The organism is Pseudomonas sessilinigenes, assembly GCF_003850565.1.
GTDB classification, from domain to species: domain Bacteria; phylum Pseudomonadota; class Gammaproteobacteria; order Pseudomonadales; family Pseudomonadaceae; genus Aquipseudomonas; species Aquipseudomonas sessilinigenes.
The window spans coordinates 3,165,017-3,179,816 of sequence record NZ_CP027706.1; the positions used below are offsets into that span (position 1 = coordinate 3,165,017).

The 14,800-nt window shown below is 63.2% G+C and carries 11 protein-coding genes; 6 read left to right on the forward strand and 5 right to left on the reverse strand.

Annotated features, from left to right (window positions below):
• Positions 1-40: 40 nt before the first annotated feature.
• From C4K39_RS14625 to C4K39_RS14635, 3 genes are all read right to left on the reverse strand, one after another.
• On the reverse strand, positions 41-3,250 hold the full coding sequence (locus C4K39_RS14625; protein WP_124346778.1) for a hybrid sensor histidine kinase/response regulator: 3,210 nt from the start codon (positions 3,248-3,250) through the stop codon (positions 41-43).
• A 217-nt stretch (positions 3,251-3,467) separates the two neighbouring features.
• Positions 3,468-6,314, reverse strand: coding sequence for an ATP-binding protein (locus tag C4K39_RS14630; protein ID WP_124346779.1), 2,847 nt, complete (start codon positions 6,312-6,314; stop codon positions 3,468-3,470).
• Between the two features lie 154 nt (positions 6,315-6,468).
• Positions 6,469-7,290 (reverse strand): aldo/keto reductase, encoded by an 822-nt coding sequence (locus C4K39_RS14635; protein WP_068587321.1) that lies wholly within the window; start codon positions 7,288-7,290, stop codon positions 6,469-6,471.
• 246 nt (positions 7,291-7,536) lie between these two features.
• Between C4K39_RS14635 and C4K39_RS14640 the strand changes: the two genes are divergently transcribed.
• Genes C4K39_RS14640 through C4K39_RS14660 form a run of 5 tightly spaced genes read left to right on the forward strand, consistent with a single transcriptional unit; the run spans position 7,537 to position 11,313 of the window.
• Entirely contained in the window at positions 7,537-7,752 is a 216-nt protein-coding gene (locus C4K39_RS14640; RefSeq protein WP_068587324.1) for a TOBE domain-containing protein, read from the forward strand.
• A 41-nt stretch (positions 7,753-7,793) separates the two neighbouring features.
• The gene (locus C4K39_RS14645; RefSeq protein WP_068587326.1) at positions 7,794-8,831 is read left to right on the forward strand and encodes an isopenicillin N synthase family dioxygenase; all 1,038 of its coding nucleotides are present in this window, start codon (positions 7,794-7,796) and stop codon (positions 8,829-8,831) included.
• A gap of 30 nt (positions 8,832-8,861) precedes the next feature.
• A complete protein-coding gene (locus C4K39_RS14650; protein ID WP_124346780.1) occupies positions 8,862-9,671 on the forward strand; it encodes a MetQ/NlpA family ABC transporter substrate-binding protein in 810 nt (269 codons plus the stop codon).
• Positions 9,668-10,645: a methionine ABC transporter ATP-binding protein gene (locus C4K39_RS14655; RefSeq protein ID WP_068587331.1), complete on the forward strand. Its 978-nt coding sequence runs from the start codon at positions 9,668-9,670 to the stop codon at positions 10,643-10,645. The genes C4K39_RS14650 and C4K39_RS14655 overlap by 4 nt, the downstream gene beginning before the upstream one ends.
• Entirely contained in the window at positions 10,642-11,313 is a 672-nt protein-coding gene (locus tag C4K39_RS14660) for a methionine ABC transporter permease (RefSeq protein ID WP_124346781.1), read from the forward strand. Before C4K39_RS14655 ends, C4K39_RS14660 begins: the two co-directional genes overlap by 4 nt.
• An 18-nt stretch (positions 11,314-11,331) precedes the next feature.
• Here C4K39_RS14660 and C4K39_RS14665 read toward each other — a convergent pair whose 3' ends face one another.
• Positions 11,332-12,246: a LysR family transcriptional regulator gene (locus tag C4K39_RS14665; protein ID WP_124346782.1), complete on the reverse strand. Its 915-nt coding sequence runs from the start codon at positions 12,244-12,246 to the stop codon at positions 11,332-11,334.
• A gap of 89 nt (positions 12,247-12,335) precedes the next feature.
• Between C4K39_RS14665 and C4K39_RS14670 the strand changes: the two genes are divergently transcribed.
• Positions 12,336-13,868: an MFS transporter gene (locus C4K39_RS14670; protein WP_124346783.1), complete on the forward strand. Its 1,533-nt coding sequence runs from the start codon at positions 12,336-12,338 to the stop codon at positions 13,866-13,868.
• An 8-nt stretch (positions 13,869-13,876) separates the two neighbouring features.
• Here C4K39_RS14670 and C4K39_RS14675 read toward each other — a convergent pair whose 3' ends face one another.
• On the reverse strand, positions 13,877-14,788 hold the full coding sequence (locus tag C4K39_RS14675; RefSeq protein ID WP_124346784.1) for an AraC family transcriptional regulator: 912 nt from the start codon (positions 14,786-14,788) through the stop codon (positions 13,877-13,879).
• Positions 14,789-14,800: the final 12 nt, after the last annotated feature.

A 14,800-nucleotide genomic window follows, 5' to 3' on the forward strand; every position in this document is an offset into this window, starting at 1 on the left:
AGAATGACAGGTCGAGAAACGACCTGCATACCGCGGGTCGTCATGCAAGCAGCGACAGCAGTTCGGATAGCTGTCGCATCAGTTGCCTGGTCTGTACCACCAGTTGTGGGTTCGATGGGGATTCCAGCAGGCGACATTCCATTTCGGCACAGGCCCTGGACAAGGTGCTGGCCCGAACCGCACCCAGGCCCCCGGCAATGCTGTGCAGGCGTTCGGCGGCGGCCTGCAGGTCACCTTGATGCAGCGCCCGATCCAGCTGTCGCAGGTCCTGGTCCATGGTCTGGAGAAACAACGGGCGCATGCGCTGTGAAATCTGAATGTGTTCACCAGTGGCTAGCGTCGTGCTGCAGAGGAGTTCCTCAGGAGGGCTGGCAGTCTGCGAAGGTGCCGGGCTGGCGGGGTGAGAAGGCTTTTCGGCGCCCACTGGGCAGAGTCGCGTGAGCTGCTCGTACAAGCCTTGCAGGTCGATGGGCTTGACCAGCCAGCTGTTCATGCCCGCCGCCAGGCAGCGCTGGCCTTCTTCACGCAAGGTGTTGGCGGTGATACCGATGATGGGCAGTTGCAGGTCTTGGCCGCGCAACTGTCGGGCGAGTTCATAGCCGTTCATCACGGGCATGTTCACGTCGGTCAGCACCAGGTCGAACAATTGCGGTTGCCAATGTTCCAGCGCCTGTGCGCCATTGCTCGCCTGGGTGACTTGGCAGCCCAGGGTGTGTAGCTGCTCCAGGATGATCGCCTGGTTGACCGGGTTGTCTTCGGCTACCAGTACATGCAGGTTCAACAGCCGTAGGGCTTCAGGCTGGCGGGGGGCGCTGGGCAGGGGCAGGCCTTGCCGGGAACGCGAGGCCGCTTGGGCAATGGCACGAATATCGTGGGCATCGACTGTCCTTGGCTCGCCCGGGCTCGCGTTACCGACGGCATTGATGCACAGGCCGGGCCACGAGACCAGGGTGTCCCGGGGCAGCATGTCGATGAGCAACGGGTGCTGCGGTTGTTCGTCCCAATCAGTAGGCACCGCAGAGGCTTGGATGCCCAGGCGCTCGAGCCATTCGCAGGTGTTCTTGAGCAACTCGGGTATCGGTGCCCGGACATACACGGGCGGCCCATCGGGGAATGACTGGAGGCCGGGTAAGGCGCCTGCCAGGCGCGGTAGCTGCAGGCGCATGGAAAAACTGCTGCCCAGGCCGGGTTCGCTGGTTACCTGCATGTGTCCCTCCATCAGGGCGCAGAGGTGGCGGGAGATCGCCAGGCCCAGGCCGGCCCCAGCCTGTGTCGAGGTGTCGCGCACTTGATAGAACGGATCGAATAGATGCTTCTGTTGCTCCGTCGAGATGCCGATGCCGGTATCGGTGACTTGCCATTCGATGCTGGCTTGCTGCTCGTCCAGTTCCAATACCCTGGCCCGCAGCACCACCCGGCCGCTGTCGGTGAACTTCAGTGCATTGTCCAGCAGGTTGCCGAGAATCTGGCGGATCCGTTCGGCGTCGCCCTGCAGCAGCGCGGGCAGGCCAGGGTCGATGCATCCATAAAGCAGTATCCCGTGATGTTCGGCGAGGGCTGCATGGGTGCGCAGGAGGTCCTCCAACAGATCCAGGGGACAGAACTCCACCGGTTCTATCTTCATCTGCCCTGATTCGATCCTGGAGAGGTCCAGGACGTTGCTGATCAATTGCAGCAGGTCACCCGAGGAACGCTGGATGGTTTGCAGGTAGTCGGCCTGGCGTGGGTCCAGCGCTGTCAGGCCGAACAGCTCCAGGGTCCCGAGCACGCCGTACAAGGGCGTACGGATCTCATGGCTCATGGTGGCCACGAACAGGGCCTTGGCTTGATTGGCGGCATCCGCCGAGCTCCTTGCTTGCTCAAGGGCCTGGGCACTTTTGATTTGCCAGGTGATGTCATTGAAAACGCAGAGCACCGCCTCCTGGTCCTGGTAGCGTGTGGCGGCGAACCTGACTTGCAGGTACCGCCCTTCGATCATCAGGCACGATTCCGTGCCGTCGATGCACTGTGGGTCCTGCTCCAGCAGTGCCAGCAGGTCACTGGTAATGGCTTCCTGCCGGGCCAGGGGATTTTCCAGCAGGACCTTGAAGTCTTCCCGACCCAGCACGCACAGGCCCGTGGGCGAGGTTTCGATGACCGTGCGGTTGAAGGCTTCACTTTCAGCAACGCTCTGTTGCGCCAGGGGGTGAGGTGCCTGTTCCCAGGCGCGATACCAGCGACTGGCACTCCAGCCACAGGCCACGGCTCCGGCCATCAGGCCAAGCAGGCTGGCCAGGGCCCACAACGCTTGGCTGTAGAGCTCCCGGTAGCTGATGTTGTAGAAGCCGGTCCAGAGAGCGGGGGTGTGACTGGTGAGCTTCAGGGTCATGCCTTGCCAGCCAACGTTCAGGCCTTCGTGCAGGGACTCGGTCGGTTCTCGAGAGCCGACCAGGATGTTACCCGCGGGATCGACCAGGGTGAGTGCGTCGTAGGCTGTCGAATCCTTGAGGCGTTCGACGTTCTGGATGTCATCGAGCTCCAACAACGAGGCGACTCGTGTCTCGCCTTGATTTGCAGAGAAAGGGCGCTGAGCGGAGCCCATATGCAAATTGATGTAGGCCAGCATGCCTGGGCGCAAACCCAGCGCCTGGGAACCGGGGTATTGTCGCCAGCGAACCTGGTGGCTCGCAGGCCACCCCTTCTCCAGGGTTGCCTGGCCCAACTCCAGCATCGCCAGCGAGGCCACGTGTCCAGAGCCGTTGCGGTCATTTTGTGTGGCCAAGGCGGCGATATCGAGGTTACCGCACGAGTTGAACATAAAGGCTCGCGGTGTCTGGTTGCGTGATGAGGACCAGAAGGCCTGGTAGAGGCTCGAGAGCTGCAAGCCGAGGGCGAAGATACGAGGTATCTGGCGCAGCGCCGGATCGAGGGCGAGAGACGTTGTCGGCGAGCGTGGGATGTTCCAGTTTTCGCAGTCCCGGGATTGCGCCAGTAAATGGCTGAGCTCATGCAAGTCGCCGGTATTTCTGCCCGACAAGTCGATCGGGTCATAAGCGGCTACTCGCCTGAGAAACAGTTCCTGCTCCTGAATGTGTTCCATCAGCCGGGTGAAATGAAACCTGATGTTGCCGGATTGCTCATCGATCGACCGAGCCACTGTCCAGTACATGGTCCCCAGCAGCAGTGCCAGGCTCAGTGGCGCCAGCAGCACGGGGTACACGCACAATGGCTTGCGAGCCGGGCTTTTCAAGAGGGCTGCGCTGTCATTCATCACTCATTCACCAAACAGGTTTGTGGGCTCAGGTATCGCGGCTTCAATTTCAACAAGGCATTTAGCGCTACAGGTAAAGGGCGAAAGGACATTGAGCCACCGGCCCTGCATCCTTGTGGCGTCACCCAGGATGGCGGCAGGTCATTCGGCGCCAGGTTCGGACGTGGCTGCCGGAGGGTTTATCCAGGGCCAGGAACGCAGTCGAAGGCGGAGTCGGTCATGTTGGGTTCTGGTCGGCGAGGCCCGGGGCGTCACGGGCGGTTCGTGCATAAATCGACAAATAGTTGAACAAGGCCCTCAGGGCGAAGGGCTTGACCAGGCAGTGGTTCATCCCGGCTTCGGCGCACTTCTCCTCTTCACCGCGCATGGCGTTGGCGGTGGCGCCGATGATCGGAATCGCAGCGTCCCGCCGGCGTAGTTCCCTGGCCAGTTCATAGCCATTGATCTTGGGCATGTTCACATCGGTCAGGACCAGGTCGAAGTGGCCGCTTTTCCAGATGGCGAGGGCCTCTTCACCGTTGCGTGCCAACTCTACGCTGCAACCGAGTTCTTCCAGTTGGTCCTTGAGGATCAGTTGATTGATCAGGTTGTCCTCGGCTACCAGCACATGCAGGTGAAGCGGCTTGAGTTCGCGGCTGTCGGGGTGTTCCTGGCCCGGTTTCGACCATAGGCCCTGGGCCTGGCCGACCGCCTGGTGGAGGGCGCGCAGATTGTTGCAGTTGACTTGCCAGATACCATCCTGGCTCCGGGTCTCCTGATGGCCGTCGCCACTGGCAAGCACCAGTGGGCCTGGCCAGTCGGGCTCCAGCCGGCGCTCCAACGGGCCCGGGTGCAATTCGATGAGCAGCGTGTCGCGATTGATGCCGACCACGTTGGGCGAGCAAGGCTGGGCCCGAGCGCCCCAGCGTCGCAACCACCCGGCCACCGATTCGGCCAGCTCGCGTACTGGCGACACGACATAGATGATCTGTGGCAGCAAGGCGCCGATAGTCGGGGGGCGGGGTGGCGTGGTGGGAGTTTCCAGCGGTAGGGTCAAGGTGAAGCTACTGCCCAACCCCAACTCGCTGACCGTACGGATGTTGCCATTCATCAGCTGGGTCAGGCGTTGGCAGATCGAAAGCCCCAGTCCGGTACCGGCGATGACGTTGGTATTGCCCTCGGACTGGTAGAACGGCTGGAAGATCAACGCCTGGTCGCCCTGGGCGATACCACGGCCAGTGTCGGAAACCTGCCAGACGATGCTGTCGTGCTCGTCTTCGTGGCGGTTGACCCGAACGCGCAGGACGATACGTCCGGAGTCGGTGAACTTCACCGCGTTGTTCAGCAAATTGCTGAGGATCTGGCGAATCCGCGTGACATCGCCGACCAGCAACTCCGGCAACTGTGGATCGATGCACGCATAGAGTTGCAGGCCCTTGGCCTGGGCAGCGGCTGCGTAGCCCTGGACGATCTCGTGCACCAGGTCCAGGGCGTTGAATTCGCTGAGCTCCAGGGCCAATTGTCCGGCTTCGATCTTGGAGACATCGAGCACGTCGCAGATCAACTGCAACAGGGTCCCGGAAGAGCCCTCGATGGCCCGCAGGTAATCCTTTTGCTGGTTGTCCAGCGGGGTGCGGGAAAGCAGCTCCAGGGTGCCGAGGACTCCGTACAGGGGCGTACGGATCTCATGGCTCATGGTCGCCAGGAACAAGGTCTTGGCTTCGTTGGCGATGTCGGCCAGGCGCCGGGCTTCCTCCAGGGTCGCCTCGATTTGCTTGCGCGCACTGATATCGCTGAAAGCACAGAACAACACGTCTTCGCCCTTGTAGCGGGTGGGCGCCGAGCTGAGATAGAGGTGGCGCCCGTCTGCGGTTTCAAAGTAGTCGGTGCTGTTTGCGCGTCCTGGATCGAAGGCTTGCTCGATCCAGCCGGGACACAATTGCTCGCGTTCGCTGCTGTTGCCCAGCCACTGTTGGGACAGGGTGTTTTCCAGTACCAGCCGGCCATCGCTGCGGCGCAGGACACAAAGGGCTACCGGGGCAATCTGGATCACGTCGCGGCTGAATGCCTCGCTTTCGATAAGGGCCTGGATCCGGTGCATGGCTGGGGCGAGCACGCGTATCTCTATCCAGTGGGTCAGCAGCCAGATCAGTGCCATGCCGAACAGGCTGATGAGCACGGCAGCGATCAGTTGCGGCAGCAGGTTCTCGAGCAGGGTTCGCAGCTCGAAGAAATAGACCAGTTGCCAACCCGAGGAACCTAGCTGCTTGCGCATCACCAAGTGTTCAGACCACCAGTCGCCACTCAGGACGCCGAAGAAACTATCGCCCTTGACCTGCCGTATGGCCTCGGCCAGTGGCGCGCTTGAGGAGCTGCCCAGAAGCACGCCGCCCAGGGAGTTGAACATCATGAACTCGCCTGCACTGCGGTTCCTGAGGGCATCAGAAACGCTGGCGCCGTCCATTTCCAGACCCAACCAACCAGAGTCGGCGAAGCGTTCGTCCAGGCGGGTGAAGATGTACAGGTTGGCAGAGATCGAGGTCTGGTCCATCAACCATACCTCTTCACCCGGGGGTGTCTGCCCAGGCTTCAAGGCGGTCAGCCTGGCGAGTAGCGACAGCGGTAGATGAGAGGTTTCGGGGCGCGGGTTGAACAGGTACTGCACTTCGGGTTTTTGTCCAGGGTGGACGTAGAGCAGCGTCAACTGTTTGCTCTTGAGGTAGTCGCGCATGCGCCGGGTGAGCCATACGCCCCAATGGTCTTCTTCTGGTGATCCCAGCTTCAGGTGGACTTCTTCGGTGGAGTCGAAACCGGTGGCTGCCTGAGGCTTGTGCACGGCCGACAGGCTCAGGCTTTCCAGCAAGGCCTCGCGGGAGGTGAAGAAGGTCTGGGCCTCGGCAATGGCGCTACTCATGTAGCTGCGTCGCTGAGAAAGCTCGTTGTTGAGGGTGGAGCGCATGAAGTTGTAGACCGCGCCCAGCAGCCCGATCAGGAAAACCAGCGCAACGATACGTAGCAGCCTGCGAACTGCTTCAGGGGAGGAAAATAGTGGATTGATCTGATGCAGATAGCTTTTTAATCTCATGCCCGCCACTGTAAATGGGGGGTATGCCAGACAGGGATCAGACAATTCTCAAATTGTCGGGTACAAAGTAGTTTTGTTAAAAGTGACAGCTACGGCTCATGTGTGTCGCTGGCCAGAGTGTCTGCAATACCCCCTGGCCAGGGCCGGTAGGAGGTCAGACCATTTCCAGGTGCTGCTTGCGTCGGGGGGCGGGGAAGGCCAGGTCCAGGGTTTGCAAGTCCTCTGCCTGCAACTGTAGCTCGCAGGCCTGGGCGTTGAGTCGGACATGCTCGGGATGCACGGCCTTGGGGATGACCAGTACGCCTTCCTGGCGCAGCAGCCAGGCCAGGGCCACCTGGGCCGTCGTCACCCCGTGCCGCTGGGCCACTTGCTGCAGGGCCGGCTCGGCGAGCAGGGCGCCGCCCTGGCCGATCGGACAGTAAGCCATGATCGGCATCCGTAACTGCTGGCAGATGGGCAACAAGTCGAACTCGATCCCCCGGGACTCCAGGTTGTACAGCACCTGGTTGCTGGCGCAGGCCGGTGTGCCGAGCTCATCCAGGTCCATCACATCGAAGTTGGAGACCCCCCAACGGCGAATCTTGCCGTCCTGGCGCAGGCGCTCGAAGGCCTCGACGGTCTCGGCCAGAGGATGCTGGCCGCGCCAATGCAGCAGATACAGGTCGATGACCTCGCAACCCAGGCGTTTCAGGCTGCGCTCGCAGGCCAGGGGCAGGCCCTTGGCGCTGGCGTTGTGCGGGTAGGCCTTGCTGACCAGGAATACTTCATCGCGTCGGCCGCTGATGGCCTGGCCGACGACTTCTTCGGCGCCACCTTCGCCATACATTTCGGCGGTATCGATGAGGGTCATCCCCAGGTCGATACCCATGCGTAGCGCGGCGATTTCCTGTTGGCGTCGTCCGCGATCCTCGCCCATGCGCCAGGTGCCCTGGCCAATGACCGGGACTTGTCTATCTGCGAGCGGCAATTTGCGCATGGCTACCTCCTGGTGTCGTTGGCAAGCGGGTGGGCGAGGGCCACAGAAAAGCAAAGCGATTGGCAATGGTCAAGACGGCATTCCGGGGCCCTGGCAGGGAAGGCCGAGAAATCCAGCCTGGCATTTTATATTTCCAAAAAGAATAAAATACTAATTATTTATTCCTTTGAAGGCTTTTGCCGAAGGTGCATGTTTAGCACCAGCCGCTCAAGTCCTGAGTCCGCTCTCAACAAGGGAAGTTCCAGCATGACCATTCAAGCGATCAACGTACGCAATCAGTTCAAGGGTGTGATCAAGGAGATCCACCAGGGCCAGGTGGTCTCGGAAATCGACGTACAGACCGCCTCGGGCATTGTCACCTCAGTGATCACCACCCGATCGGTGCTGGACCTGGAGCTCAAGGTCGGCAGTGAGGTCATCGCCTTCGTCAAGTCCACCGAGGTCTCCATCGCCAAGCTCTGAGGCGGTGCCTTCGGACGTGGTCATTCACAGGGGAGTGGAACATGCCGCCTTCGCTCGATATCACCGCCTTGCCTGTCCTGGACCTGGCCCAGCTGGATGCTCCCCGGGAGCGCCGCCAGGCCTTTCTCGATGACTTGCGCCAGGCCGCGCGGGACGTTGGTTTTTTCTACCTCACCGGGCATGGCATCGACAGCCGCCTGCTGAGCCAGGTACAGGAGCAGGCCCGGGCCTTCTTCGCCTTGTCCGAGGCCGATAAAGCAGCGGTGGACATGATCCACTCGCCGCACTTTCGTGGCTACACCCGTGCCGCCTCGGAAATCACCCGTGGCCGGCCGGACCTGCGTGAGCAGTTCGATCTCGGCGCCGAGCGCCAGGTCCTGGCCCGGGACCCGCAAAGTCCGCCCTGGGCTCGCCTGCAAGGGCCCAATCAATGGCCGCGACAGCTACCGCAACTCAAGCCATTGCTGTTGGAGTGGCAGCAGGCGATGACCAGCATGTCCCTGCGCTTGCTCAGGGCATTCGCCCAGGCCTTGGCGCTGCCGGAACAGGCTTTCGATGGGCTGTACGGTGAAAGCCCCAACGAACACATCAAGCTGATTCGCTACCCGGGCCAGGCTCCGGGACAGGGCAACCAGGGCGTTGGGGCCCACAAGGATTCCGGATTCCTGAGTTTCCTGCTGCAGGACCATCAGGATGGCCTGCAAGTGGAAGTACAAGAAGGGCGCTGGATCGATGCGCCACCCCGGGAGGGCACACTGGTGGTCAACATCGGGGAGCTTCTGGAGTTGGCCACCCACGGCTACCTGCGGGCCACGGTGCATAGGGTGCTATCGCCGCCAGCGGATCGCGAGCGCCTGTCCATCGCGTTTTTCCTGGGAGCCCGGCTGGATGCCCGAGTGCCGTTGTACCCGTTGCCCGAAACCCTGCAGCGCGAGGCCCGCGGGCCTGCCAGCGATCCTGATAACCCGTTGTTCCGCGATGTCGGTTGGAACTACCTCAAGGGGCGCTTGCGTTCCCATCCTGATGTGGCCCGACGCTTCTATGCCGATGTGCTGGTGCCCGACGCGCTGGGTGCCTGAGCCAATCCGTTGATCACAAGGACCTAGCCAATGCTGAAGAAGAACCTGCTCGCCCTGGCCCTGTTGGCCAGTTCGGGGTCGCTGCTGGCGACCGCCGTTGCCCAGCCGCTGCGGGTGGCCGCCGACCCGGTGCCGCACGCCCAGATCCTGGCTTATGTGCAAAAGCTCGATCCGCAGCTGGAGCTGAAGGTCATCGAGATCCCCAACGGTGTGAACTCCAATGAGTTGCTGGCCCACGGTGACGTGGACGCCAACTACTTCCAGCACCTGCCATACCTCAAGTCCCAGGAACAAGCCCTGGGGCAGCCGTTCGCGGTGGCCGCCAGCGTGCATATCGAACCCCTGGGGATCTATTCACACCGCCACCCGGGGCTCGAGCAGGTCCCCCTGGGCGGCACGGTGGCGGTGCCTAACAACGTCACCAATCTCAGCCGTGCCTTGTACCTGTTGCAGGACTATCGATTGATCCGTCTCAAGCCGGGTTTCAATGATCCGGCGCGCGATCAGGCCACGCCCAGGGACATCGCCGAGAACCCCCGGCAACTGAAGATCCTGGAAGTGGAGTCGCCACAGATCCCCAGGGCCCTCGAGGATGTGGACTTGGCGGTGATCAACGGCAACTACGCCCTGGAGGCCGGGCTGGTGCCGGCCAAGGATGCCCTGGGGTTGGAGAAGGCCGAACACAACCCCTACGCCAACATCCTGGTGACCACCCCCGGGCTCCAGGATGATCCGCGCATTCGCCGCTTGGCCAAGGATCTCAATTCGCCCGACGTGGCCAGGTTCATTGCCCAGACCTATTCCGGCTCGGTCATCCCGGTCACGGAGCCGCAGCCATGATCCAGGTCGAACAGGTCAGCAAGGTGTACGGCGAAGGCCAGGCGCCAGCGTTGCAGCAGGTCTCGCTGAGCATTCCCGAGGGTTCGATCTACGGCATCCTGGGGCGCAGTGGCGCGGGCAAGTCGACCCTGCTGCGCTGCCTGAACCTGCTGGAGCGTCCCAGCAGTGGACGGGTGCTGGTCGATGGACGAGACCTGGGGCGCTTGTCCGGGGCTGAGCTGCGTCGCCAGCGCCAAGGGATCGGCATGATCTTCCAGGGTTTCAACCTGCTGCATTCGCGCACGGTGCTGGACAATGTCGCGGTGCCGTTGGAAATCGCCGGCCTGGCCCGCGAGCAGCGCCGCAACCGGGTGCTGGAACTGCTCGAACTGGTGGGCCTGGAAGACAAGGCCCAGGCTTTTCCCTCGCAGCTGTCCGGGGGGCAGAAACAGCGCGTGGGCATTGCCCGGGCCCTGGCCGTTGGCCCGCGTTATCTGCTGTCGGACGAAGCCACCAGCGCCCTGGACCCGGAAACCACCACCTCGATCCTGCAGCTGCTGGCTCGAATCAACCGAGAGCTAGGGTTGACCATCGTGCTGATTACCCATGAGCTGGACGTGGTGCGCTCGATCTGCACCCATGCTGCTTCGCTGGACCAGGGACGGCTGGTGGAGTGCGGGCCGATCGGGTCGCTGCTGGCGGACCCGCAGTCCGTGCTTGGGCGGGCGCTATTACCAGGTTACAACCTGCCGGTTACCGGCGATCAGCTCCAGGCCGAACTGACCTTTTTCGACGACCAGCGCGCCGCGCCCTTGCTCGAGCAGCTCAGTGGCCAGCAGGCCGTGCCGCTTCGGGTCCTGGCAGCGGGTGTCGAGTCCGTGGCCGGCCGGCGGATAGGGCGCCTGCGGGTCGGTGCCGCAGGTTCCGACGCCAGTCGCTTCAATCACCTGTTGAGCGCATTGGTTCAGCGGGGCATTCGGAGTGAGCGCCTGTGAACCGCGGCCTCGATTGGCAAGAGCTGGCGCAGCTGCTGCTGACGGCCACGGGCGAAACCCTGTACATGGTGCTGCTGGCGGCGCTGTTCACCGCGTTGATCGGCTTGCCACTGGGGGTGCTGCTATTCGTCAGCCGTCCGCAAGGATTGTTGCCAATGGTGCGGCTCAATCGCCTGCTGGGCACCCTGGTCAACCTGGGACGCTCCTTGCCTTTCGTGGTGCTGCTGATCGCCCTGATTCCCCTGACGCGGATGGTGGTGGGCACCACCCTGGGCAGTACGGCTGCCGTGGTGCCCATCACCATCGGGGCGTTTCCGTTCTTTGCCCGGATCGTCGAGAACGCCCTGGAGGAAGTGGACAAGGGCCGGGTGGAGTCGGTGCTGGCGATGGGAGGACACATCGGCCATGTGATCTTCAAGGCCTTGTTGCCCGAGGCGCTGCCGACCCTCCTGGCGGGGCTGACCCTGACCCTGGTGCTGCTGATCGGCTTTTCCTCCATGGCTGGGGTCATCGGTGGCGGCGGCCTGGGGGACTTGGCTATTCGTTATGGCTACCAGCGTTTCAACAACCAGGTGATGTTCGCCACCGTGGTGGTGCTGGTCGTGCTGGTCCAATGCGTACAGTCGGTTGGCGATCGCCTGGTGCGGTCCCTGGCCCATCGGCGCTGAGCCCGAGGGTGCAGGCGATCAGTGGACATCCGGCAGTTGCTGCCAGCAGTGGTCCAACCAATCGCACAGGGCACTGATCCGCTGCGGAACGAAGCGATTGTGCAGGCGCACCAGGTTCACCGGCAGCGTCGGCAACTGCCATTGGGGTAGCAGGCGCACCAGTTCGCCGCGCCTGGCCGATGGGCCCAGCAACCAGTCCGGGCCTGCGTGCAGCCCGGCGCCGGCAAGCAGGGCGCGGTGAATGGCGCCGAGGTTGTTGAGAAAGAAACGCGCATCGAGTTCGACCTTCGCCACTTCTGCCTGGTGCTTGAATGTGAGCTGCGTCGGGTTGTGTTCGGTCATCCACGAGTAAACCAGTGCCCGGTGGGCCGGGAGGTCCGCAGGCTGGAGCGGGGTGCCATGGCTTTGCAGGTAGCCTGGGCTGGCATACACACCGTGGGACAGTTGCCCCAGGGGACGTGCCACCAGGGAGGAGGCGGGCAGGTGGCCGATGCGCAAGGCCACGTCGATGCCTTCTGCCATCAGGTCCAGGACCCGGTCGGAAAGCACCAGGTCCAGGGTCAGCTGTGGATGCTGGCCCTGGAAGTCGGCGAGCCAGGCACTCACGTGATGCTCCCCCAGGGCAACCGGGGCGCTGACCCGCAGGCGGCCGGAAAGCTCGGTCGCACTCTGGTCGAGGCTGCCAAGCAGGGCGTCCATTGCTTCGAGCAACGGCCGCATGTGTTCGTAAGCCCGGGTTCCGGCCGGCGTCAGGCTAACTTTACGGGTACTGCGATTGAGCAATTGGGTATTGAGCCGATGCTCCAGGGCGGTGAGCTGGCGGCTGACGGAGGAGGGCTCCAGGTGCAGGTCGTCGGCCGCCAGGGTCAGGCTGCCGCGTTCCACCACCCGGAAGAAAATACGCCAGGCGGCGTTATCTTGAGTTTTGCGCATTGTGCAATTTGCTTTTGATCGGGCGGGCATGTCAATGCGAAAAGTGCAGCAATAGCATCGAGGATTCCTTGAATCCCGAGCCTGTCACCATGCCTTCCAGCTCTCGTCCTGCCTCTGCTGCCGACCGTTACTGGCTGTTGTTCGCCGTTTGTGCGGCGGGCCTCATCCTGCCCCTGGAGTACACCGGCCCGGCCATGGCACTGCCGGCCATCGAACAGGCCCTGGGTGGTAGCCCGACCGCCCTGGCCTGGGTGATCAATGCCTTTGCCCTGAGCTTTGGCAGCTCGGTGATGCTGGCCGGGACCCTGGCCGACCGTTATGGCCGCAAGCGTATCTTCAGCCTGGGCATGGCCAGCTTCACCCTGTTCTCGTTGCTGATCGGTTTTTGTCGTGATGTCTGGATGCTCGATCTGTTGCGTGGCTTGCAGGGCATCGCGGCCGCCTTGGCCATGGCCGGTGGTGCGGCGGCCCTGGCCCAGGCATTCGAGGGCCGGGCGCGTACCCGTGCCTTCAGCCTGTTGGGCAGTGCCTTTGGCATTGGCCTCGCTAGCGGGCCGGTCATCGCCGGAGCCCTGGTGCAACAGGTGGGGTGGTGGGCGATCTTCCTGCTGGGAGCAATCATCGGTGCTGCCGTGCTGATCTTCGGTGTACCGCATATGCAGGAGACCCGCGATCCCGAGGCCCAGGCCCTGGATAAGCTGGGGGGCCTGACCTTCAGTGCTTTCCTGGTGTGTCTGACGTTCGCCATCATGCAAGTCCCCGAGGATGGCCTGGGCAGCTTGCCAGTCCTGGGGTTGCTGGGTGGGGCTGCAGCTTGTCTCTGGGGGTTCGTGCGGGTGGAGCAGCGGCACCGGCGGCCAATGCTGGACCTGAGCCTGTTCGGCTACCGGCGCTTCGTTGGCATCCAGCTGCTGCCGGTGGCGACGGCGGTCTGTTTCATCGTGCTGTTGATTCTCTTGCCGTTGCGCCTGATTGGTATCGAAGGGCTGGGACCCTGGCGGGCCGGGGCGATGATGATTGCCTTGTCGGCCCCGATGGCCATCGTGCCGTTTGCCGCAGGCTGGCTGGTGCGTTGGTACAGCGCCGCTGGCCTGGCGTGCCTGGGCCTGGTGATTGCCGCACTCGGTCTGTTCTGGTTGAGCCTGGTCCCTGTGGGGCAGCCGGGCGCGGCGTTGCTTTGGCCGCTGCTGGTGATCGGCATCGGTACCGGACTGCCATGGGGACTGATGGACGATCTGTCGGTCAGTGTGGTGCCCGTGGAGCGGGCGGGCATGGCCACCGGGATCTTTACCACGATGCGTGCCTGTGGCGAGGCGATCTGCGTGGCCGCGGGCCTGGCCCTGCTCAAGGCCTTGCTCGCCAGCGAGTTGGCGGGGCTTGCTGGCCACCAGGACATGGGGGATGTCGCCCTGGGACGGGTCGCCAATGCCCTGGCCATGGGCGATATGCAGAGGGTCCAGGCGCTGGCCGAGCGGGTATCGCCAGCGGCCATGGCACAGCTCTACAGCCAGGGGTTTGCCCATTTGCTACAGATATTGGCAGGGGTCACCCTGGCGGCGGCCTTGTGTTGCGCCCTGGCTTTGCGCCAGCCGCGGAAGGTGGCCTGCCCGACAGGCTGCTGATGGCGGATTCAGCGCCCCTCATGCTGCTTGCGATAGGCCCCCGGTTGCAGGCCCACGGCTTTGGTGAACGCCCGAGTGAAGGCCGCTATGGATTGGTAGCCCACGGCGGCGGCCGCTTGCTCCACGGTCTGGTTGGCCTTGAGCAACTGGCAGGCATGGCGCATGCGCAGGGCCAGTAGCACCTGCCCCGGCGACTGCCCGGCCAGTTCGTTGAAGCGCTTGAAAAATGCCGATCGCGAGAGTCCGGTCAGGGCCGCCATGGTTTCCAGGGGCCAGGGCTGCCCGGGTTGCTGGATCAATTGCTCCAGCAAGGGGGCGAAGGCCGGGTGCCGGGCCAGGGCCACCAGGCCCCCGAGGTTCTGGTTATGGTTGACCTGCTGGCGCAGTACATACAGGAACAGCAGGTGGCTCAGGCGTTCCAGCAACGTGCTCGAGGGGGCCGGGCCCCGTTGGCACTCCTCGAGAATCAACTGGAACAGGGCCCTGGCTGCTGACAGCGACGGGTCGCCAGCGCGCAGGACGATCCAGCCGGGCAGGCCGTCGATGATCAATGACGACAGTCCCGACTTGAAGTGGAAGAACCCACAGACCAGTCCGACTCCGTCCTGGGCGCCCAGGTCCAGGGCGCCCATGGCGGTGCGCGGCAACTGTTGTGCCTGGGAGGCCTGCTGTGCGCTGGACAGCCGGTAATCCAGGTCCTGCAGCAGGAACACGGCGTCGCCCGCGTCCAGGCGCACGGCCTGGGATACGCCGTCCACATGCAGCCAGCAATGACCTTGCACGATCAAGTGGAAGCTGGCCCGGGCCAGGCCCTGGGTGCTGGCGTGCCAGCCACCGCAGTAGCGCCCGACGTGGAACAGGCTGGCGTCCAGTTCCAGTCCTTCTAATAACCAATCAACCAGGGGGCTCGACGAAATCATCTAAGGGAAACA